General features: G+C 41.5%; 14 protein-coding genes. 13 read left to right on the top strand and 1 reads right to left on the bottom strand.

What is annotated here, in order from left to right; genetic code table 11:
* Positions 1-21 precede the first annotated feature (21 nt).
* The 7 genes from PU629_RS10330 to dhaM all read left to right on the top strand — a co-directional run bounded on the left by PU629_RS10330 (position 22) and on the right by dhaM (position 7,531).
* Positions 22-447 (top strand): YfmQ family protein, encoded by a 426-nt coding sequence (locus PU629_RS10330; protein WP_275284170.1) that lies wholly within the window; start codon positions 22-24, stop codon positions 445-447.
* A 323-nt stretch (positions 448-770) separates the two neighbouring features.
* Entirely contained in the window at positions 771-1,985 is a 1,215-nt protein-coding gene (locus tag PU629_RS10335) for an SEC-C metal-binding domain-containing protein (RefSeq protein ID WP_275284171.1), read from the top strand.
* A gap of 494 nt (positions 1,986-2,479) precedes the next feature.
* Entirely contained in the window at positions 2,480-4,027 is a 1,548-nt protein-coding gene (locus PU629_RS10340; protein ID WP_275284172.1) for a glycoside hydrolase family 43 protein, read from the top strand.
* Positions 4,028-4,343: 316 nt separating this feature from the next.
* Positions 4,344-5,201 (top strand): sugar phosphate isomerase/epimerase family protein, encoded by an 858-nt coding sequence (locus PU629_RS10345; protein ID WP_275284173.1) that lies wholly within the window; start codon positions 4,344-4,346, stop codon positions 5,199-5,201.
* Positions 5,202-5,522: 321 nt separating this feature from the next.
* Positions 5,523-6,512, top strand: coding sequence for a dihydroxyacetone kinase subunit DhaK (gene dhaK, locus PU629_RS10350; protein ID WP_275284174.1), 990 nt, complete (start codon positions 5,523-5,525; stop codon positions 6,510-6,512).
* Positions 6,513-6,527: 15 nt separating this feature from the next.
* Entirely contained in the window at positions 6,528-7,142 is a 615-nt protein-coding gene (gene dhaL, locus PU629_RS10355) for a dihydroxyacetone kinase subunit DhaL (RefSeq protein ID WP_343076309.1), read from the top strand.
* Positions 7,139-7,531: a dihydroxyacetone kinase phosphoryl donor subunit DhaM gene (gene dhaM, locus PU629_RS10360; RefSeq protein ID WP_343076310.1), complete on the top strand. Its 393-nt coding sequence runs from the start codon at positions 7,139-7,141 to the stop codon at positions 7,529-7,531. Before dhaL ends, dhaM begins: the two co-directional genes overlap by 4 nt.
* Before the next feature lie 465 nt (positions 7,532-7,996).
* On the opposite strand, the gene PU629_RS10365 is transcribed toward dhaM, so the two are convergent.
* Entirely contained in the window at positions 7,997-10,828 is a 2,832-nt protein-coding gene (locus PU629_RS10365) for a transporter substrate-binding protein (RefSeq protein WP_275284176.1), read from the bottom strand.
* Between the two features lie 367 nt (positions 10,829-11,195).
* Here PU629_RS10365 and PU629_RS10370 point away from each other — a divergent pair, with 367 nt between their 5' ends.
* From PU629_RS10370 to PU629_RS10395, 6 genes are all read left to right on the top strand, one after another.
* Positions 11,196-12,188: an aliphatic amidase gene (locus tag PU629_RS10370; RefSeq protein WP_275284177.1), complete on the top strand. Its 993-nt coding sequence runs from the start codon at positions 11,196-11,198 to the stop codon at positions 12,186-12,188.
* Positions 12,189-12,592: 404 nt separating this feature from the next.
* Positions 12,593-14,224, top strand: a complete 1,632-nt coding sequence (locus PU629_RS10375) for a purine-cytosine permease family protein (RefSeq protein WP_275284178.1) — start codon at positions 12,593-12,595, stop codon at positions 14,222-14,224.
* A 146-nt stretch (positions 14,225-14,370) separates the two neighbouring features.
* Entirely contained in the window at positions 14,371-15,369 is a 999-nt protein-coding gene (locus tag PU629_RS10380) for a formamidase (protein WP_275284179.1), read from the top strand.
* A 617-nt stretch (positions 15,370-15,986) separates the two neighbouring features.
* Positions 15,987-16,367, top strand: a complete 381-nt coding sequence (locus PU629_RS10385; RefSeq protein ID WP_275284180.1) for a hypothetical protein — start codon at positions 15,987-15,989, stop codon at positions 16,365-16,367.
* A gap of 361 nt (positions 16,368-16,728) precedes the next feature.
* Positions 16,729-17,658: a cysteine synthase A gene (gene cysK / locus PU629_RS10390; protein WP_275284181.1), complete on the top strand. Its 930-nt coding sequence runs from the start codon at positions 16,729-16,731 to the stop codon at positions 17,656-17,658.
* A 287-nt stretch (positions 17,659-17,945) separates the two neighbouring features.
* Complete coding sequence (locus PU629_RS10395) at positions 17,946-21,128, top strand: bifunctional cytochrome P450/NADPH--P450 reductase (protein ID WP_275284182.1); 3,183 nt, start codon at positions 17,946-17,948, stop codon at positions 21,126-21,128.
* Positions 21,129-21,631: the final 503 nt, after the last annotated feature.

Below are 21,631 nucleotides of genomic sequence, written 5' to 3' on the forward strand. Positions count from 1 at the left end.
AAGAGAGAGAGGCGTTTTAATATGGCAACATGGGAATGGATATTAATCATTATATTGGCGGCAAAATTAATCCTGATTGTCGTCACACTCATCTCACCTCCGCCTTTTGTTAAGGATTGGTTCGTTAGTCGTTTCGAATTACATCCTGTGCTTAGCGAGGCATCCGTTAGCGTTCTCTTCAACGAGAAGCCTATGGTGGGTAAGGAGAAGCAACAAATCATTGAGTATTTCAACCAAGCAACCTTTTTAAAAAAATACGATTGGATTCCAAAGAAAGATGAAACGCTGCCATTGGTTATTGAGAGTGAGGAGGGAAATAGACGGATTACGTACCGTTTATATAGTCATGACTCTCGGGTAGATGTATTTAAAACCTATAAGAATAAAGTGGTGGCCTATTACATTAGATCTGATAATCTGTCTGAGGCGATTTCCTGCGCCCGTTAGATCATCTTGTAAACTTATTATTAAGAGAATGGTTACCTTAAGTCACTTTATTTTCCAATATAAAGTGGCTTATTTGTATGTTGAATATATCTGAAGATTCGTGAGTTTTTTTCAAAAAAAATTATATTGTATAATAGATTAAGTGAAAGATTATCGATTAGGCACTTACTATCATTTTTACCTTGAAAGTGAAGGATGAACGGAAATCTAGTTGGCTCCTTTTTAATAGATCTCTTGGACGGGCAGAACTAGATCGTCTTTCATACAAGCAGTAGTAGAGTGTTTAGTGTAAATAAGTAAGTCATAACAAGAAGGTGGAAGTATTGAGCAACAAGGCGAATATCAACTTAGAAGAGGCTATGAATCACCCATTATCCGGATTAAAAGATTTGATCAAAGCAGAAGAGGAAAAGCAACAGAAGAAAGAATGGCAAGCGATTCAAATTCCTTTTTCTTTGGAAGACGCTCTTACGAATTATACGAAGAGTGATTGTGATGACATTAGGAAACGTTATGATATCAAGAAAGCAAGCAATCTTAAGAAGGCGGACCTCATTGCTGTTTTGAGTGAGCGGATCCCTGAGCATTTGGAGAATTATATCCAATTATGGGACTCCGAACGGTTTGACTGGCTGATTAAGATTGCAGCAAATGATGGTCAACTCCTCGCACCAGGTTTAACAGATGGGCAAATTGACTATTTTCGTAGTACTGGTCTGATTTATACAGGGATTTATGAGGGAAAGAAGATTGCGGTGGTTCCACAAGATGTCATCGAATCCATTAAAGCCTTAAAAACAAACATCAAATTAAGGGCCGCAATAAAGAAAAATACTGAATGGATCAAGCTTGCGCGCGGTTTATTATATTATTATGGAACGCTTGATACCGAGCAGCTAGTAGGTTTCCTTGAATCGTACATGAAAAAAAAGGTTCCTTTTGACGACTTCCAAAAAGTGCTTGAAGAGGCTAACCGTTTTAAAAGAGAACATACTTACAGTGAAGAAGGCTTTTCTAATATTAGAGTCTTGGATCCAGCTAGAATTAAACGAGAGCAACAAGTAAGAACGACGATCCCTTATTATCCATTTTCAAAACATCAGTTATTGGTTGCAGGAGAATCCGGGTTTATTGACCGAAACAGAAGCTTTGTTCAATTCACCCAATTTCTCATTGGAAATTTCCAGGTTGATCATCATAAGGCCGTTGAACTAGTGGATGAATGTGTGTTTCTTACTAAGATTGGTGAGACACCTAATTTGATCCTCCAGTTTTTAAGTCAGCAGCTTGAGTCGATCAGCACGGAAGCTTTACAAGCCCTTATGAAACAAGTGGTGTCCTTTATGAACAACACAAGGGAATGGTTTCTAAAAGGGTATACGTCAGAAGAGGTTGCGGCACAAGAGAAAGAGAATCAACGACACTTAACCATGGCCTCGAACCGTTCTTCGCAAACGGTGAAAGTCGTAAAAGTGGGCCGTAATGATCCTTGTCCTTGCGGGAGCGGGAGCAAATATAAAAAATGTTGTGGCAGATAAGTGACGAGACAGACTTGACAACACAATATGAAGAAAAACTAGACAAGAACTGATTCTTGTCTAGTTTTTTTCATACACCAGGAAATTATAAATGTCTCAACTTGGATAACTCGCCACTTAGAATGTATATCGTGCTAACTTGTGTGAATTCCGAAATTATAAGCATTTTACGCAAAATCACTTGAAGCAAACAAATCGGATGTATCAAGTGGCGGAGTCAAGTCGTCGTTTTGCAATTCCCGCAGGACTCTAGTTTACGCTTCTAGAGGGTCAACTTTTAAGGACTGTAATTTTTAAAATAATTAATATGTAAGCACTTGCATCGTGCGTCATTTATTGTTATGGTTTAACTTAGTTTATTACATAAACTAAGTGCCGGCGAATGACTCAAAAAGAACAGGACAATTTTCACCAATAAGAAAGAGTAGATGGACCGCCAACCTTTCAATAGGTGGTCCTGGACTTCATATTGATTAATGTGAGGAGAGAACTGAATGAAAACCTTTCAAAATCCCATTCTACCAGGCTTTTATCCGGATCCATCGATATGCAGAGTAAACGAAGACTATTATCTTGTCACTTCCTCTTTTGCTTATTATCCAGGTGTGCCGATTTTTCACAGCCGCGATTTAGTAAACTGGGAACAGATTGGACATGTCTTAGATCGGCCTTCACAGCTTTCTTTAGATGGACAAAGACAATCTCGGGGTATCTTTGCTCCAACGCTTCGTTTCTCTAATGGCATTTATTATATGATTACAACAAATGTTGATGCAGGGGGCAATTTCTTGGTAACGGCAACCGATCCAGCCGGTCCATGGTCAGAACCTTATTTTCTAGATGCACCGGGAATTGATCCCTCCTTATTTTTTGATGATGATGGGAAGGTTTATTACATTGGAACACGTCCGGCTCCAGAAGGGGTTAAGTATGATGGCAATTGGGAAATCTGGCTTCAAGAACTCGATTTACAAACAATGAGATTAGTTGGAGATTCAGTCGGATTGTGGAGAGGGGCCTTAAGAGAGGTGATCTGGCCAGAAGGTCCGCATCTATATAAAGTGAATGGGAAGTATTACCTTCTGATTTCAGAAGCTGGAACAGGACATCATCATGCTGTTTCGATTGCCCGCAGTGAGTCCGTCACAGGTCCTTATATTGGCAACCCAGGGAATCCAGTATTGACTCATCGACACTTAGGTAAAGATTATCCTGTGGTCAATGTCGGCCATTGTGACCTTGTCGAGACACAAAATGGCGAATGGTGGGCAGTGGGGCTCGCCTCAAGAATTTATGGTGGCTATTTTCGAAACCTTGGAAGAGAGACTTTCTTAATTCCAGTGACGTGGGAGGACGGCTGGCCGATTTTTAGCCCGGGGACTGGAAAAGTGGAAATGACTTATCCGATTCCGAATTTAGCTGAAAGTAAGGTGAATCATTCACCAGCCTGTGATCATTTTGATGGAGAAACGCTTGATTATAAATGGAACTTTATTAGAACGCTGAGAGAACCTTTTTATAGTTTAAACAACCGCCTCGGCTATCTCAGTCTAAAAGTCAGACCGGACCGTATGAGTGAACTAACACAGCCCAGCTTTGTTGGGAGAAGACAACAACATATTCATTTTGTTGCCTCTACATGTCTAGAATTTGAACCTGCAAATGGGGATGAAGAAGCAGGGATTGTCCTTTTACAAAGCCACACATTCCATTTTCGCTTTATTTGTACAAGGAATGGTCATGATAAACTCATTCGTTTAGTTAAATGTGAAGATGGGCATGAACAGATTTTGAAGGAACAGACGGTTAGTGCCTCAAAATGGTATTTCAAGGTCGAAGCACATGGACAAGACTACAGCTTTAGTTACGGTGATGGCGGCCCCGATTATGTCCCATTGATTGAGGACGTTGATGGAAGAATTTTGAGTACAGATGTAGCTGGAGGATTTGTTGGTACGGTGCTTGGCATGTATGCAAGTTCAAATGGAAAGGTCAGTTCCAACACGGCGGATTTTGATTGGTTCGAATATGTAGGATTGTAAGAGTTTTTGAGTGGTATAAAGAACTCTGGGTAAGCAAGGCCATAATTTTATAGAATACATAAAAAGCGATCTCTCTTGAGGGATCGCTTTTTAAAAACTTCCGAACTGCAAAACACACAATCGGTAGAATATTTAGTAAAATAATAATATGGAGATGATTTCAATAGAATGGTAAAGTCAATCTGTCCTAGCCATGTCTTTGTTCTACTATCAGTAAGTGGTGCTTAAAATCTTAAGAGAAAGGAAGTGATTTTCTCCGCAAGCAAGCTTCAAGCGAAGTTTTTCAAATCAACCAATTAAAGGGAGGAAATGCCTTATGAAGAAAGGGAAAATCGGCGTTCAAATGTATAACCTTAAGAAGACTGTTGAAGAGATTGGTGCCTATGAAACGCTGAGAAAAATAAATGAATTGGGCTTTTCAGCAGTGGAAGTGACTCAGATTCAAATGACGGAGAAAAATGTGGCAGAACTTCGAAGAGCGAGTCAAGATTTTGACATCAAAATCGCTGCCATTTCCGCTCCATTAGATCGTTCTCCAGGCCGATCAGGTGAATCCTTAACAACCGATTTTGATAAGATTGTGAATGACTGTCGAACACTTGATTGTGAGTTTATCCGAATTGGGATGATGCCTGTTGAACTGATGGGGCAAAAGAACGCGGTGCTAGAATACATACAAAAGGCCGAAGAAATGGCTGAACGTTTAAGCGAGTATGGGATTGATTTGTATTACCATAACCACCATATCGAATTTGAGAAATATGATGGTGAATGCTTACTGGATATTATGAAGAAAAATACGTCCCGGCTTGGTTTTGAGCTCGATGTTCATTGGATTCAGCGTGGCGGTGAGAATCCGGTGAATGTGATTAACCGTTTTGATGGACGTGTCGCCTTAATCCATTTAAAAGATTATCGAATCGGCCAAATCGATTTATCAGGAAATGATTCTCAGAAACCAGGTGGATTTCATCATCAATTCACTAACATTATCCAATTTGCCGAACTTGGACAAGGGAATCTTGATATCAAAGCGATCATTGAAGCGGGGCTTCAAAGTGGAGCACAGTATTTTCTAATTGAACAGGATGATACGTATGGCCGTGATCCGTTCGACTGTCTTAAGGATTCAGCCAATTATTTAAGAGAACTCGGTTACTCGGAATGGTTTTAATGAAGGCGATGGAACTTGGGAGGCCTTATCAGTCAAATTAGGTACATGACTGCCCATTTCCGAGATTAATGGGGTAACTAAGTGCTGAATCGTCTCCTAAGGCGCGTTTAACGGCGCCGCCAACTAAATGAAAATGGGATAGCCTTAATTTCAGGCTAGCGTATTCAGGTTACGCTTACCCTGAAATTAACTGGATCAATAGAGTATTTGTCATTTTTTAAAGGAATTTTGCAGACAAATTTCCTTTAACGATAAGTGAACTATAATTTTTTTAGTCAGCAAATAGTATAATCAACTACTTTAAAGGAGGCTCGTATTAGCATGAAAAAAGTGATCAATGATCCTAATGGTGTTGTGGATGATATGTTGAACGGTATATTGAAAGCGTATCCAAATCGATATAAGCGGTTGGAAGGGACAACGGTGCTTGCGCGAAAGGATGCTCCTGTAGATGGAAAGGTTGCCTTGGTGAGCGGCGGGGGCTCAGGGCATGAGCCGTCACATGCTGGTTTTGTTGGCAAAGGGATGCTTGACGCTGCAGTATCAGGTGAAGTCTTTACCTCCCCGACTCCGGATCAAGTGTATGAAGCTATAAAAGCGGTAGATAGTGGTGCGGGCGTTCTCTTGGTTATTAAAAACTACACAGGTGACGTCATGAACTTCGAAATGGCTGCAGAAATGGCAGAGGCGGAAGGGATTAAAGTGGCAAAGGTTGTTGTCAATGACGATGTGGCCGTCGAGGACAGTACTTATACAACAGGGCGTCGCGGCATAGCTGGTACTGTATTTGTCCATAAGTTAGCGGGGGCTAAAGCGGAACGAGGCGGTAAGCTTGATGAGGTAGAAGCGGTAGCCAATAAGGTGATTGAAAATGTTAGAAGCATGGGCATTGCGCTTACACCTTGTACGATTCCTGCTGCCGGCCAGCCAGGATTTGTTATTGGCGATAACGAGATGGAAATCGGAATGGGGATTCACGGTGAGCCGGGAACGGAGCGGACAACCATCCAATCGTCTAAAGCGATTGCCGACTTGCTAGTAGAAAAGACGTCAGCCGAGCTTGATTTAGATGCGAATTCTAAAGTGGCTGTTTTAATCAATGGATTAGGTGCAACACCGCTGATGGAACTCTACATTTTAAATAACGATGTTTCTGATGCTCTCAAAGAAAAAGGAGTAGCGGTCTATCGAACCTTTGTCGGAGAGTACATGACCTCTATGGAAATGACAGGACTCTCTTTAACCCTTCTCAAATTAGATGACGAATTAATGGAACTATTAGAGGACGAAACAGAAGCGATCGGCTGGTAAAAAGGAGGATGGATGATGAACGTCGAAGTTTTTCGATCTTGGTTGAGAAGAGCCAATGAAAAAATTCAAGAGAACAAAGATTACTTATCAGAATTAGACCGGGCCATTGGGGATGGGGATCATGGAATCAATTTGTCACGCGGGTTTGAGGAGGTTATCAAGAAACTGGAGGCTGTCGACACAACGGACATTGGTGCCCTTCTCCAGCAAACCGCTATGACCTTAATTAGTAAGGTAGGCGGGGCATCGGGCCCTTTGTATGGAACGGCCTTCTTAAAAGCCGCAACGGTCTTAAAAGGAAAAGAAGCGGTCACCCATCAAGAATGTGCCGAAGCTTTTAATGCCTCTCTAGAAGGCTTAAAACAGAGAGGAAAGGCGGCCATAGGAGATAAAACGATGATCGATGTCTGGGAACCGGTTGTGTCAAAATGGTTAACCGAGCAGGGAGTTTATGATGCCTTAATAGAGCTAACAGAGCAATCGATGGAAGCAACAAAGGATCTAGAAGCGAAAAAAGGACGTGCTGCTTACTTGGGGAAACGTTCAGTTGGTACACTGGATCCCGGTGCTGTCTCGTCAGCTCTTATTCTTACAGCGCTATTCTATGAAATAAAGGGTGCTGAATCATGAGTGTCGGGATTGTTCTTGTCTCTCACAGTCATGAACTCGCAAAAGGACTTCTAGCCATTTTACAACAAATTCAGCTTGATGTTCCGATTGCGATAGCCGGCGGTACCGATGAACTGGCTATTGGTACGAGTGCGATTAAGATCAAGGAAGCGATAGAAGAGGCGGCAACTGACGAAGGGGTCCTTCTTTTGTTCGACTTAGGAAGTGCCTTTATGAATGCTGAGATAGCCATTGAATTACTTGAGGCGGAAGTGGAAATTGTGGTCGCTGATGCTCCTCTCGTTGAGGGCGCTTATGTAGCGGTCGTCGAATCCGGACTTCAGAAGCCGTTAAGTCAGGTCGTCGAGGCAGTGAACAGGGTTAGAACGACTCCGAAAATAATGCCTTAAAGTGGGGGACTAATAAAGTTAGGATGTTTTGGATGAGTAATTGTTGAATGGTTCCTTTAATGAGAGGACAGAAGAAAAAGGGGAGCAACTAAAAAAGGAACGGCTATTTTTCTAAAAAATAGAAGGGAGTCATCCTTAAACTACTCCCCCCTAGCTTTCTGTCCTCTTTATTTCTTGAAACGAGTTATCGAACGTTTAAAAAAAGTGAAGCCTGACCTTGTTGAAATTCTCCCCAGGCATTGCCCATGCCATGATTCAAGAGGTCCGACTCAGGGCACTAATACCGGTTATGCGCAAGGGGTTGATCCGTACAGAAGTGGAGGTTGACGCTGCGATAAAAGCATGAGCGGCAGAGTATCAACCTCATTAAGGCATTTATGGCAATTTAAACAGTTACATGAGTCCTAACAGGCACTGCAGGAGGCGAATGACCTGGCTCAAAATTAATGGCGCTGACCAAACGAGTCAGCGCTTTATTTTTATTTCATAAAAGTTAATCTTTTTATAAAGGGTGGTTCGAGACATGTTTAATTGCCTAGCCACTTTACTGATATTTGCACCGGTTTTATCAAGCCATTCTATAATAAGCTGTTTTTCATTAGATAAGGGTTGGTTTGAGGGCAAACTGCTGGATACGACTTCTATGGGTGCAGGTTCAGTGTAGTTGGCATGGATAAAAGAGGTGACATGCTGTTGGGCAATTTCAGTGTCAAGACGTGATAAATAATAGCTTCTTTCAACCACATTGCTAAGCTCTCTGATATTTCCTGGCCAATGGTATTTTAAAAATAAATCTATTGTTCTTTTAGAGAAAGTCTTTTGGGTGTTATTTTCTTTATTTAATTTCAATAAAAAGTGTTCCGCAAGCTCCGGGATGTCCTGCCGTCGCTCTCTTAAGGGTAACAAATCAATTTGGAAGACATTCAACCGGAAGTAGAGGTCACTTCGAAATGATCCATTATAGGCGATTTCGTCCATAATATTCTTGTTTGTAGCCGCAATGATCCGTACGTTTATTGGGATCCTCTTGTGGCTTCCGATTCGTGTTACCTCTCTTTCTTGGAGTACCCTCAGAAGGTTAATCTGAAGCTCAAGCGGCATTTCGCCGATCTCGTCCAAGAAAAGTGTCCCGTTATCCGCCGCTTCAAATAAGCCCTTCTTTCCTCCTTTGATAGCACCAGTAAAGGCGCCTTCTGTGTAACCAAATAGTTCAGATTGCATGAGATCCTTAGGGATGGCTCCGCAATTAATCGGTATAAAAGGTTGGTTTTTCCTAGAACTGTCATTATGAATTGCGTTTGCAAAGAGTTCTTTTCCGGTTCCACTTTCACCGATAATTAGAACATTGGAGTCCGTATTAGCCGCAATTTTGGCTAAATTTATGGATCGTAAGAAGGCATCATCGACACCAATCATTGTCTCAAAGGTGATTTTTTGATCTTGGCGACTAGTGTGGCTCGTTTTATTAACGATCAATCTTTTTAGACGAACAAGCTTAGTGTCGTTTTTTTCCTCAATGTTAATTTCAAGTAGTTCTTGGCCAAATCGTTTTCTTAAATGATGGCTTTGCGGGTTTGCAGAAAGATGTTCGAGCAGGACAGGCAAGACAGAGGGTAGTTCTTGAAAAATGGCTAAAGCATGTCTGTTTGAAAAAAGTAATTCATTGTTTTTTAGAATGATCAAGCCGCCTTTTTCTTTTTCATATAGAAGTTCAAATAGATCATCATAAAGCCTTTGCTTTTGCGCTTCCTCCAGAACAATTGAAAGGGATGAAGCGAGTGTTTCAATTATAGGCAACTGCTCAATGAGTTGTTCGGTTTGGTGGTCAGGGGCAATCACACCAAGAACGCCAATTAAGCATCCTGATTGATTCAGAAGAGGTATTCCAACTGTTGTAAAGGGTTTTAAGGATGTGTCGGAATGCTTTTTTCCTTTTACCCATGAAAGCTTCAAATCTTTTAATGCATGAAAAATACCATTCTCATTCTTTAATAAAGAGTCAAGCGCACCGCTTGATTGTAAATCTAAATTTGTGTTTTTTCTATCAATGATTTGACCGGTTTCATTGGTGAGTAAAAACATATAGGGATATAAGTTAGCGATGTGACTCATAACGGTAGCCATTTGGCCCCAGGGACGTTCACCTGATGTTGGTTGAGAAAATGTTAGAGAATGGACTGGCTGCTTTCTTTGTAATTGAGAAACGTCACTCGGATAAGCAATGAAAGGGACTGGTTGAATAGAAGATTTGGACTCCCAAACAATATCAAATTGTTTATGATCATTGAGCTTACCGATTCGTGAATGCTGCCATAGATGTTGCGTTCTTTCATCAAAACGGACATAGCCTTGCGGTGCATCAAAGCTCGATTGTTTTAAGGCTTTCCGAATAGAAACTGTTGTAAAGTCAGGAGCAATTTGCAGAGCGTTAGCCAGCAGAAATAGGCTGTTATACGTGTTTTCCATAACCGAACTGATCACATCTGTACCAAATTCGGCCTGGAATTCTCTTACAAATGTGTGGTTAGCCGAAGTGGACACTGACTGAAAATAGGGGAAGGAGCTATATATATCGAGTCCATTTGCAAGCTTGATCTCGGCAATCTCGGTCTCAGCAGTAATTGGGCTACAAATAGGGAGGGTTAGCCCACTTTCTCCAAGCTGTTCATAAAAAGAAACGGCACTGTTACCTACAAGGGTAGAAAACAAGATAGCTGGTTTGAGACATTCAATCTTACTAAGGACAGGATCAAAGTTTTTTGTTCCTAAAGGAGAATAGGTTTCTCCTACAATAGTAGTACTTGAGGGATCTAACTGGCTTCGAATGTACTGGTTGATTTTACGAGGGTAGACATAATCAGAACTTACTAGGTAAAAAGAGTTCCCAAGGTTTTTGATGATCCATGGCAGAAAATAGCTGAGTTGTTGATTGGGCAATGCTCCCGTATAGAACACCCAATCATTCTGCTCGTTCCCTTCGTATATCGTTGGGTATATGAGTAATCTGTCATAGTACTTCAAAGTAGGAAGTAAGGCTTGTCTGCAGGCAGACGTGTAGACGCCAATTAATAGACAAACGTGATCATCTTCTATTAATTTTTTTGCTTTTTCGATGGTGACAAAAGGATCAGAGGCAATATCCTCCACAATTGGTTCGAAAGGAATGCCCCCAACTCCTCCCATTTCATTTATGTGCTTAATCGCAAGCAGCGCAGCTTGACATTGACCAAGCTCAGTAACAGCAGTCGCACCTGTTAAGGAAAATAAAATTCCAATTTTAAAGGTTTTATTGGACATTTTGAACTCTCCTTAGAATTGAAAATCTTAAATTAGGTGTAAACCTAAATGAACACATATTGTAAGATGTTCTAACAATAATGATGAGTGTTATATAAAGCGTTAAAAGGGCAGAGGAGCATGCGTCACCACATACGGCCGAATAGTCTGTATTTTCTTAAATTATATAATAAAATTCCAAGCTGTGCACTTAAAAATAAGTGAAATTGAACAAATTTGAACAGAGTGTCCACTCCTTTGAACAGCTTATGTTATTTTTTCTGACAATAATTTATCAATTAAGCGCTTACTCTCTTGGTTTTGAATTGGCATGAAGATTGCATAGAGAATTGTGAGAACCACCACAAGAAAATAAGGAGGAATTTTAATGCCTGTTGGATCGATATCCAGTCACAAAGACACGGTTGGGGTAGCTGTCGTCAATTACAAAGTACCGGTTCTAGAATCAAAAGAGGAAGTCATCGAGAACTGTAGGCGTATTGCTGACTTTGTTGAAGGAACGAAACTCGGGTATCCGGGACTCGATTTAATTGTCTTTCCAGAGTACTCCACACAGGGCTTTCATCCCAGTAAATGGCCGGAACTCTGTACGACAGTTCCCGGTCCTGAAACGGATATTTTCTCTGAAGCTTGCCGGAAAAATAAAGTTTGGGGTGTTTTCTCGATTACCGGCGAGCACAATCCTTTGGGTAATCCCTTTAATAGCTTTCTTTTGATTGACGATCAAGGCGAAATCAAGATGAACTACCACAAAATAAATCCGTGGGTGCCAAAAGAGCCATGGTATCCGGGACACGAGACGATGGTGGTGGAGGGTCCAAAAGGATTGAAAATTGGTGCTAATATTTGTTACGACTCCAACATGCCTGAGATTGTAAGAGATACCGTCATGAAAGGAGCAGAGCTTGTCGTCCGTATACAGGGCTATATGTATCCATCGAAAGATCAGCAAATTAAGCTAGCAAGCATTCGTGCCTGGGAGAATTTAACCTATTTTGCCGTCTCCAATATGGCAGGAAGGGATAAAGTGTATTCCTACTTCGGCCACTCAAATATTGTTAATTTTGATGGCACATCGCTTGCGGAATGCGGTACGACTCCAGATGAAGTGACCTATGCGGAGCTTTCCATTTCAGGGATTCGGAATGCTCGGAGACACTGGACTGCTGAAAATCACCTCTATAATTTAACACATAGAGGCTACACCGCTCTAGAACATGGTGTTGCGACAATCCCTTATAGTTTCTATAAAACATGGGTGGAAGATCCTGAAAAAGCTACGGCTATATGTGAGTCTCTTACAAGAACAACACCGGAGCAGCCCGCAGAGGAAGAAGAGACAGTGATCTTGAAAAATTAATCGATTTTTATTGGTGGTGTTATAGGAAGGAGGGAGACTCTATACGTCCTGAGGTGAAAACAAAATTAAGGAGGGCATTTGGTCAAAGGATTAAAATTGGTACTTTAATGTTAAGAGAGAGAAATAAAAGAGGATTGGAAATCAATGATGAATCGATTACTGATCTGACTTAAGAGGCTTTGACTCTGACAAATAAAGAGTCCTTCATTTATCTTCATAAAAAAGTATCTGGTAAATGCGATATTAAAGAAAGTGTGGTGTTCAGGTTGTTAGAAGAAACAGTAAAAGGGAGTTCACCATCAAAGAAAAGAAAATTTAATTCCTTTGTAAATAATCCGGTAGTGGAAGATTACGCACTTAGATACGCCCCGAAATCGTTTAGAAAGTGGTCGGAGTTCTCGGTGATGAACTCAGCTGTTGGAGGCATTGCCTTCCTTGCCGACTTTGCGATAGGCGGTTCAATTGCTATTTCTTATGGGTTCACGAGTGCCTTTTGGGGAATCATTATCGCTGCTCTTGTCATTTTTTTAACGGGGATTCCGATTGCCTATTATTCTGCTAAATACAGTGTGGACATGGATTTACTGACACGCGGCGCCGGATTTGGCTATTTAGGTTCAACGATTACGTCCCTTGTCTATGCATCCTTCACATTTATTTATATGTCAACAGAAGGGGCTATCATGGCACAAGCCTTTGAAATGTATTTCCACATGCCGCTTCCGATTGGTTACTTGGTTAGTTCATTAGTTGTAATTCCCCTCGTATTGTTTGGAATGACGGCTCTATCAAAACTCCAAGTGTGGACTCAGCCGGTCTGGCTACTGCTTATGATCGCGCCGATTGCCGCAATTATTATGAAAGACCCCGGAACAGTCTCAGCTTGGACCCATTTTGCAGGAAAGTCACCATCTGGAGCTGCTTTTAATCCATTATTTGTTGCCTTGTCTTCAGGTGTTGTTCTTTCGCTCATCTCACAAATTGGGGAACAGGCCGATTACTTAAGGTTTATGCCTACTCTTACAAAGCAAAATCGCAGAAAGTGGCTCTGGGCAGTTATGATTGCGGGACCTGGTTGGGTGGTAATTGGTGCCTTTAAAGAATTAAGCGGGAGCTTTATGGTCTCTTTTATAGCGCCATCTGTCGGGTTCGATGTCGCTGATCAGCCTATTCAAATGTTTGTGAAAGCTTTTGGTACTTTCATTCCGAGTGCCTTTGTGGTTCTAACCATCGCGACTTTCTTTGTTGTCCTTTCGCAAATTAAGATAAACGTAACCAATGCGTACTCCGGTTCTTTGTCCTGGTCTAATTTCTTTTCACGTGTCTTACATTTTCATCCTGGGCGTGTGGTTTGGTTATTTTTACAAGTTGCGATCGCTATTGTGTTAATGGAAGCCGGACTCTTCAATTTTCTTAATACCGTATTGGGATTTTATTCTAACATTGCAGTAGCTTGGATAGGAGCGATTGTAGCGGATTTGGTCATCAACAAAACTTTGTTAAAAATAAGTCCTTCTTATATTGAATTTAAGCGCGCACATCTATACAACTTTAACCCTGTAGGCTTTGGGTCTATGATTATTGCTTCTATTCTATCGATAATGGCATACTTCGGTCTTTTTGGTGCTACTCTTCAAGCCTTTTCACCTTTCTTGTCTCTTGTGGTCGCCTTTATATTAGCTCCGGTTATTGCTCTAGCAACGAAAGGAAAGTATTACATTGCAAGACAAAACCCATTCCAAGGAGCCCTAACAGAGCTTGCAGCCAGTTCAAATGAAGTGACAGAAGAAAGAGTAGAGGAATCTAACTCAACTGGAGAACAGAGTCCTACCCATGACCATTCCCATCTCCATGGATTGGTAGGTCCTTATGCGGAGTTGATCCCGGCACCGAATAATAATGGGGAATATGAATGCGTGACTTGCGAATTTGATTATGAGCAAGAGGATATTACTTATTGTCCATTTCATAAAGGAATGATCTGCTCTTTGTGCTGCAGCCTTGAGAAGGAATGTGGAGATATGTGCAAAAAGTAAAAGGATTTAGATAGACAGAGTATAATACTTAATTGGATTCTGTCTATACATAAAGAGGTTGGAAGTTATTTGAGTCTCTCATAAGCAGTCAGATTTTGGAAACCAGGTTTGATATAAAATTAAACTTATTAACAGGAGGAATTCACATGGGCAGTATTGGAAGTATGTCAAAACCATCAGAAGGCTTTTTAACAGCTTTGATTCAGTATCCCGTACCAATTGTCGAATCGCGTGAGGATATTGATAAACAGATCAAACAAATTATTAAAATGTTACACTCTACCAAGGCTGGTTATCCTGGCGTTGAGCTGATTGTTTTCCCAGAATACAGTACCCAAGGTTTAAATACAAAAAAGTGGACAACAGAAGAATTTTTATGTGACGTCCCCGGCCAAGAAACAGAGTTGTTTGGGCAAGCGTGTAAAGAGGCAGGTGTATACGGTGTTTTTTCTTTAATGGAACGTAACCCGGATGGAGGTGCTCCTTTTAATACCGCCATCATTATTAATCCAGAAGGAGAAATCATTTTAAAATATCGTAAGCTCAATCCATGGGTTCCTGTTGAACCATGGCAAGCCGGAAACCTTGGGCTACCCGTTTGTGAAGGACCAGGAGGCAGTAAATTAGCTGTTTGTATTTGTCATGATGGGATGTTCCCAGAAATTGCCCGTGAAGCAGCTTATAAGGGAGCGAATGTCCTGATCCGAATTTCCGGATACAGTACTCAAGTGAACGATCAATGGATTCTTACTAATCGGTCCAATGCCTGGCATAATCTTATGTATACAATGTCGGTCAATCTAGCAGGTTATGATGGCACTTTCTATTATTTTGGTGAGGGTCAAGTATGTAATTTTGATGGGACAACAATCGTTCAAGGTCATCGCAACCCATATGAGATCGTAACAGCTGAAATTTATCCTAAACTAGCAGATAAAGCACGTATCGAGTGGGGACTTGAAAATAACATTTATAATTTAGGAACGAGAGCTTATGTAGCAACACCAGGAGGGATCAAAGAAAACCCGTATACCTTTATTAAAGACCTTGCTGAAAATAACTATCACTTGCCTTGGGAGAAAGAGATTCAAATCAAGGATGGTTCGATCTACGGATATCCTGTTCTTGAAAAGGTTACCGATTGAAAAGAAAATTAAGGGACAAAACTAAACTAACTGACTTAAATTCCGAACACTAAATGTTTATAAGGACAGAAACAAAAAGGATGCGCAGTCAAAATGCGGAGACTCCTACGGGAATAGAACATGTCAAAAGCCCCCGCAAGCAAGCATTTTTCTCGCTGAGGAGGCTTGGGTCGTTCCCGCGGAAAGCAACGTATTTTGAAGGAGCGTTTCATAAATGACATAACTTATAAATGAAAAACCGAACTCATCACGTTAAATGTGTGAATAAGTTCGGTTTTTTCTATTCGTCAACTACTTCTGACCCAGCTTCTTTATAAACCAAACGCACACGATTTGAGTCCCAACATGCTAAATTTTGTGTAAGGGGCTTTCAACACACATTGGGATCCTCTCCCATTTCTAAGGCGGTCCAAGGTTATAAAGTTTTGAAATAATCTTTTTTGTAAAGAGATATCTCACCTGATGCTTTTTGATATTTTTCTTGCGTAATAATCTTCTAGCAGGCCGCTTTAATCCTCTAAAATTCTTTTAATATATAAATAAGCCTACTGAAATCTGTCATAGAGGAGATTTCCGCCCCATAAATTGATAAAAAGTGATAAAAGGGGTGTAAAATGATGGGTGATGGTCATGTAACAGAAGAAATGCTTGAAAAATTTTACAGGCTCAATCTAAAGAAGAAAGAAATTGACTCGGCAATGAATGAATTAAAAAAACAGTTTCATAACTATTTTGATGAAACAATAGGAGAAAACTTGAAGGGACAGGTTACGGTTGGAGATTACAAGCTCCAAAGACAGATTAGAACAATAGAAAAATTTAATGAGGATAAGACCGCCGAAAAATTAGAAGCGTTAAATCTAGAAGATCTATTAGTGAAAAAACCGGACATTGAAAAAATGAAAGCGGCTATTAGTCTTGGTCTATTAAAAGAAGCAGATTTAGTAGATTGTCGTGTGGTTAGCGTGTCACCGGCTATTTCCGTAACAATAAAATAAAACAGTTCGGTGGACCAAAATTCTTAAAGAATGAATTGTGGAATCGTCTTTAAATATTAAATGTGTAATAAATAGGGTCGAAAGGACATCCTAATCGGGTGTCGCTCTTTAAATTGGCAAGAGGGTAGCCTTCTTTTTTTAAGGTTAAGAAAGAAAATTTATAGGAACTAAGGATTAGGGCAACCAGGCATCGCCTTCACCTAAAGGCTTGGAGCGGGCTGCGTTTTCTTTAAAATGAAAATTTAAAAAACAAATTGTGATAATAGAAGAATAATTTCTTGACACTCCTTACAGATAGGAGTAAGTTAATAGTAGATTAAACCTAGCTACATACTCGGAATAAAAGGATAGAGGTGCTCATATGGTACGTGTTGCTAATTCAGTTGCCGAACTAGTCGGTCAAACACCAATTGTAAAGTTAAACAGAGTAGTAGATGACAACAGTGCAGAGGTCTACTTAAAGCTTGAATATTTTAACCCTGGGAGCAGCGTCAAAGATCGTATTGCTTTGGCTATGATTGAAGCTGCAGAAGAAGAAGGCTTAATTAAGCCGGGCGTTGATACGATTATCGAACCAACTAGTGGAAACACAGGTATTGGTCTTGCTATGATTGCAGCTGCAAAGGGGTATGAGGCCATTTTTGTCATGCCAGAAACGATGAGTATGGAAAGACGTAACCTCCTTCGCGCATATGGAGCCAAGCTTGTTCTTACTCCAGGAGCTGAAGGAATTAAAGGTTCCATTGCCAAAGCAGAACAGTTGGCCAATGATAATGGCTACTTTATGCCACAGCAATTTAAAAACCCAGCCAATCCAGAGGTTCACAGAAGAACTACGGGTAAAGAAATTGTTGAACAAATGGATCAATTAGATGCGTTTGTTTCAGGAATTGGGACTGGTGGAACTATTAGTGGTGCTGGTAGTGTTCTGCGCGAAAAATTTCCAAATGTTAAAATTGTAGCTGTTGAACCAGCTGATTCAGCTGTTCTTTCAGGAGGAAAACCAGGTCCGCATAAACTTCAAGGACTTGGCACAGGATTTGTTCCGGATACTTTAGATACCAAAATTTATGACGAAATTGTTGCAGTTACTACAGAAGAGGCGTTTGCTGCTGCAAGACGTGTTGGGAGAGAAGAAGGTATCTTAACTGGTATTTCTTCTGGTGCTGCGATTCATGCTGCTCTTAAAGTTGCCAAAGAACTTGGAAAAGGCAAAAAAGTTCTAGCTATTGTTCCAGATAATGGCGAACGTTATCTAAGTACTCCGCTCTATCAATTTGATGCAGAATAAAAAAACATAACAAAAAAAGCATCCCTTAGTGGGTGCTTTTTTTGTTTCGCTCCTATTTATTAACTGTAGAAATAGTTCGCTTTAGATACGTGGCCATCTTCTCAATATAAATGAAACTGAGCTCTTTTTTGATTAAAATCCGTGTTAGAATTTTTAAATCAGGCATATTATTTAATTAGTGGAAAAGTGACTGATTGAGAATTTTAGTCATATGGTACGGAGAGTGCCTCATTAAGGGCGTTGTTTAAAATAAATAGAGGTTAGCCCTTCTTGTAAAGGAGTTTTTTATGAAAAAAACGGATCCCATCCCACAGCCAAAAACGTATGGCCTTCTAGGAAACATCCCTTTAATTGACAAGAATTCACCGACTTTATCATTTGGCAAGCTAGCAGAGGAATTTGGTCCGATTTATCGATTTCAGGCTTTAAATAGATCGATCCTCATTCTATCTGGTGCTGACTTAGTTGCGGACGTATCGGATGAGAGCCGATTCGATAAATCGATTGGCCATTTACTGAAAATTCGTGATGCCGGAGGAGACGGATTATTTACAGCCTTGACGAAAGAACCCAATTGGGGAAAGGCTCATCGAATTTTGATGCCCGCTTTTAGCCAACAAGCGATGAGAGGCTACCACAGGATGATGCTCGATATTGCGTCACAGCTCATCCAAAAATGGGGCCGGCTTAATCCCGACGAAACCATTGATGTCCCGGATGATATGACTCGTCTTACCCTTGATACCATTGGGCTATGCGGGTTCGGCTATCGATTAAATAGCTTCTATAGAGAAACGCCTCATCCATTTGTCTTAAGTATGATCAGAACCTTAGATGAAGCGATGCACTATATCACAAGACTTCCGATTCAAAGCAAGCTGATGTTTAAAACCAGACGACAATATGAACACGATCTGAACTACCAGTTTAATGTGGTTGATCAGATCATCGCTGATCGAAGGCAGAGTGGAGACACAGGGGAAAAGGATTTACTTGCCCGAATGCTGAATGCCGTCGATCCTGAAACAGATGAAAAATTGGATGATGAGAATATTCGCTACCAAATCATTACTTTTTTAGTGGCAGGTCACGAAACGACTAGTGGTTTACTGTCATTTGCGATCTATTTTCTGCTTAAGCATCCGGATGTGCTGAAAAAGGCTTATGAGGAAGTTGATCAGCAGTTAGATGATGCCCTTCCCACTTATGAACAGGTTGTGAGTTTGAAGTATGTCCGAATGATTTTAAATGAGGCGCTTCGATTATGGCCGACCGCACCCCAATATAGTTTGTATGCGAAAAAGGATACCATGATTGCTGGAAGGTACCCCATAAATAAAGGAGAACCTATTTTTGTTCTCATTCCTCAACTGCACCGAGATAAAGGGGCGTGGGGAGAAGATGCCGACCAATTCCGACCAGAGCGTTTTGCCGACCCGGATAAGGTCCCGGTCCATGCTTATAAGCCTTTTGGTAATGGACAGAGAGCTTGCATTGGGATGCAGTTTGCCCTGCATGAAGCCACATTAATCCTTGGTCAGATTCTTAAGCATTTTAAGCTGATTGATTACATGAATTATGAGTTAAAAGTGAAACAAACGTTAACGCTCAAGCCTGAAAATTTTCACATCCGCGTTCACTTAAGAGATAAGGACTCACTTAATCTGTTATCTCCTCAGCCGAAACAATCAGTCGTCAAGCGCTCTAATTATGAAAACGAGCAGCCCAAGGCCTCCATTATCGGCCTGAATGATCGACCGCTTCTGGTTCTTTATGGCTCTGACATGGGGACCTCCGAACAGCTTGCTAGGGAATTGGTTGACCTTGCGGAGTGGAATGGAATTCGCGGTGAGGTCGCTTCGCTTAACGATCGGCGAGGTCAATTACCTAAGGAAGGAGCCGTTATCATTATTTCCTCTTCATATAACGGAAAAGCCCCTATTAATGCTAAAGCTTTTTTACAATGGCTAGAAGGACTTGAATCTGAAGACTTGAGCGGCGTGACCTATGCCGTTTTTGGCTGTGGGGATCGAAATTGGGCCAGTACCTATCAACAGGCTCCTCGCCTGATTGACGAGCGCCTTGCAGAAAAGGGAGCAAAGCGTTTTTCATCTCGTGGAGAGGGGGATATGAGCGGCGATTTTGAAAAACAGTTTGACGACTGGAAAAGTCAAATGGTGACGGACGCTATGAAGACGTTCGGCTTAAAATTAGCTGCAAATGCAGCGAACAAACAGTCGACTCTTAGCGTGGAGTTTGTTAGTGGTCTTGTCATGTCACCCATTGTACAGTCCTATCAAGCAATTAAAGCTAAAGTTGTGGAAAATCAAGAACTTCAACAACCAGGGAGCGGGAGAAGTACCCGTCATATAGAATTTGAACTGCCTGAAGGATTCACTTATCAGGAAGGGGATCACTTAGGTATTTTTCCTCTAAATAGTCCGGAAAACGTTCAACGGGTTCTGAAACGTTTTGGATTGAAAGGCGGTGATCAAGTTATTTTGAAGGCAACGGGTTTAAGTGCCGCCCATTTGCCATTAGATCGCCCCGTTTCTTTGTTTGATTTACTCAGCCAATGTTTCGAACTCCAAGAACCTGGAACACGTGATCAAATACGGGAATTAGCGGCTAAGACGGTTTGTCCTCCACACCAGGCAGAATTGGAGAATTTATTGAAAGAGGAAGTCTATGAGAAACAAATCCTGCAAAAGAGGGTGACGATGCTGGATTTGATCGAAACGTACGAGGCGTGCACGATTTCCTTTGAACATTTTTTAGAATTGCTTCCTTCAAGAAAGCCAAGGTATTATTCGGTGTCCAGTTCGCCGCGAATGCAGCCTAGAAGGACTAGTATTACCGTGGCTATTGTCCGAGCGGATGCTTGGAGTGGAAAAGGGGAGTATAGAGGTGTTGCCTCTCAGTATTTGGAAGAAAGGAAACCGGGTGATGAGCTCATGGTCTTCGTCCGAAAACCGGAATCTGGATTTCAACTCCCAAGTCAGACCGAAACACCGATTATTATGGTGGGAGCAGGTACGGGTGTTGCCCCATTCCGCGGGTTTCTGCAGGCTCGCTCTCAATTAAAAAACGAGGGGCGTTCACTTGGTGAAGCTCATCTTTACTTTGGCTGCCGGAATGATTGGGACTATCTTTACCGAGAGGAGCTAGAAGGCTATGAGAAAAATGGATTGGTGACCCTTCATACAGCCTTTTCTCGTAAAAAAGGTGAGCTTAAAACGTATGTCCAACATTTAATCGCTCAAGAGAACGAAGCCTTCATGCAATTAATGGCACATGGTGCGAAGCTTTACGTCTGTGGGGACGGTCGTCACATGGCTAGAGATGTCGAAACCGAACTTATTCGAGGCTATCAGCAGGTCTATGGTGTCAATGAAACAGAAGCAAAGAAATGGTTGGAAGATCTTCAGAAACAAGAACAATATGTAAAGGACGTATGGGCAGGTTACTAAATAAAAGTAAGCAGAAGGACGACAAGAAATAAGTGTATAAGACACTCATTCACGGAACCCTTTGTGTGCGCTGAAAGCCCCAATGCACCAAAACGCGGTGTGAGCGGGATTCTGTGTGTGTGATGAGAGCTCCAACGTACCAAAACAAAGCGTGTGCGGCCCCCATTGTGTGTGATGGGAGCCCCAATACACAAAAACAAGGCGTGTGCGGCCCCCAATGTGTGTGATGAGGGCTCCAACGCACCAAAAATCCCGGTTGTAGCCCGAGAAAGTGTGTGATGAGGGCTCCAACGCACCAAAAATCCCGGTTGTAGCCCGAGAAAGTGTGTGATGGGAGCTCCAACGCACAAAAAAGCCCGGATGGAGCCCGAGAAAGTGTGTGATGGGAGCCCCAATACACAAAAAAGTCCAGTTGGATCCCGAGAAAGTGTGTGATGAGGGCTCCAATACACAAAAATAAGGCGTGTGCGGCCCCCGATGTGTGTGATGGGAGCTCCAACGCA

Source organism: Pullulanibacillus sp. KACC 23026 (assembly GCF_029094525.1).
Lineage (GTDB): Bacteria > Bacillota > Bacilli > Bacillales > Sporolactobacillaceae > KACC-23026.

Bases quoted from the DNA above. Each gene is read 5' to 3' on its own strand.
- dhaM (WP_343076310.1), top strand. From the start codon at position 7,139: ATGAGTGTCGGGATTGTTCTTGTCTCTCACAGTCATGAACTCGCAAAA.
- PU629_RS10345 (WP_275284173.1), top strand. From the start codon at position 4,344: ATGAAGAAAGGGAAAATCGGCGTTCAAATGTATAACCTTAAGAAGACT.
- PU629_RS10375 (WP_275284178.1), top strand. From the start codon at position 12,593: ATGAACTCAGCTGTTGGAGGCATTGCCTTCCTTGCCGACTTTGCGATA.
- PU629_RS10340 (WP_275284172.1), top strand. From the start codon at position 2,480: ATGAAAACCTTTCAAAATCCCATTCTACCAGGCTTTTATCCGGATCCA.
- PU629_RS10370 (WP_275284177.1), top strand. From the start codon at position 11,196: ATGCCTGTTGGATCGATATCCAGTCACAAAGACACGGTTGGGGTAGCT.
- PU629_RS10385 (WP_275284180.1), top strand. From the start codon at position 15,987: ATGGGTGATGGTCATGTAACAGAAGAAATGCTTGAAAAATTTTACAGG.
- PU629_RS10330 (WP_275284170.1), top strand. From the start codon at position 22: ATGGCAACATGGGAATGGATATTAATCATTATATTGGCGGCAAAATTA.
- PU629_RS10365 (WP_275284176.1), bottom strand. From the start codon at position 10,828: ATGTCCAATAAAACCTTTAAAATTGGAATTTTATTTTCCTTAACAGGT.
- cysK (WP_275284181.1), top strand. From the start codon at position 16,729: ATGGTACGTGTTGCTAATTCAGTTGCCGAACTAGTCGGTCAAACACCA.
- PU629_RS10395 (WP_275284182.1), top strand. From the start codon at position 17,946: ATGAAAAAAACGGATCCCATCCCACAGCCAAAAACGTATGGCCTTCTA.
- PU629_RS10380 (WP_275284179.1), top strand. From the start codon at position 14,371: ATGGGCAGTATTGGAAGTATGTCAAAACCATCAGAAGGCTTTTTAACA.
- dhaK (WP_275284174.1), top strand. From the start codon at position 5,523: ATGAAAAAAGTGATCAATGATCCTAATGGTGTTGTGGATGATATGTTG.
- dhaL (WP_343076309.1), top strand. From the start codon at position 6,528: ATGAACGTCGAAGTTTTTCGATCTTGGTTGAGAAGAGCCAATGAAAAA.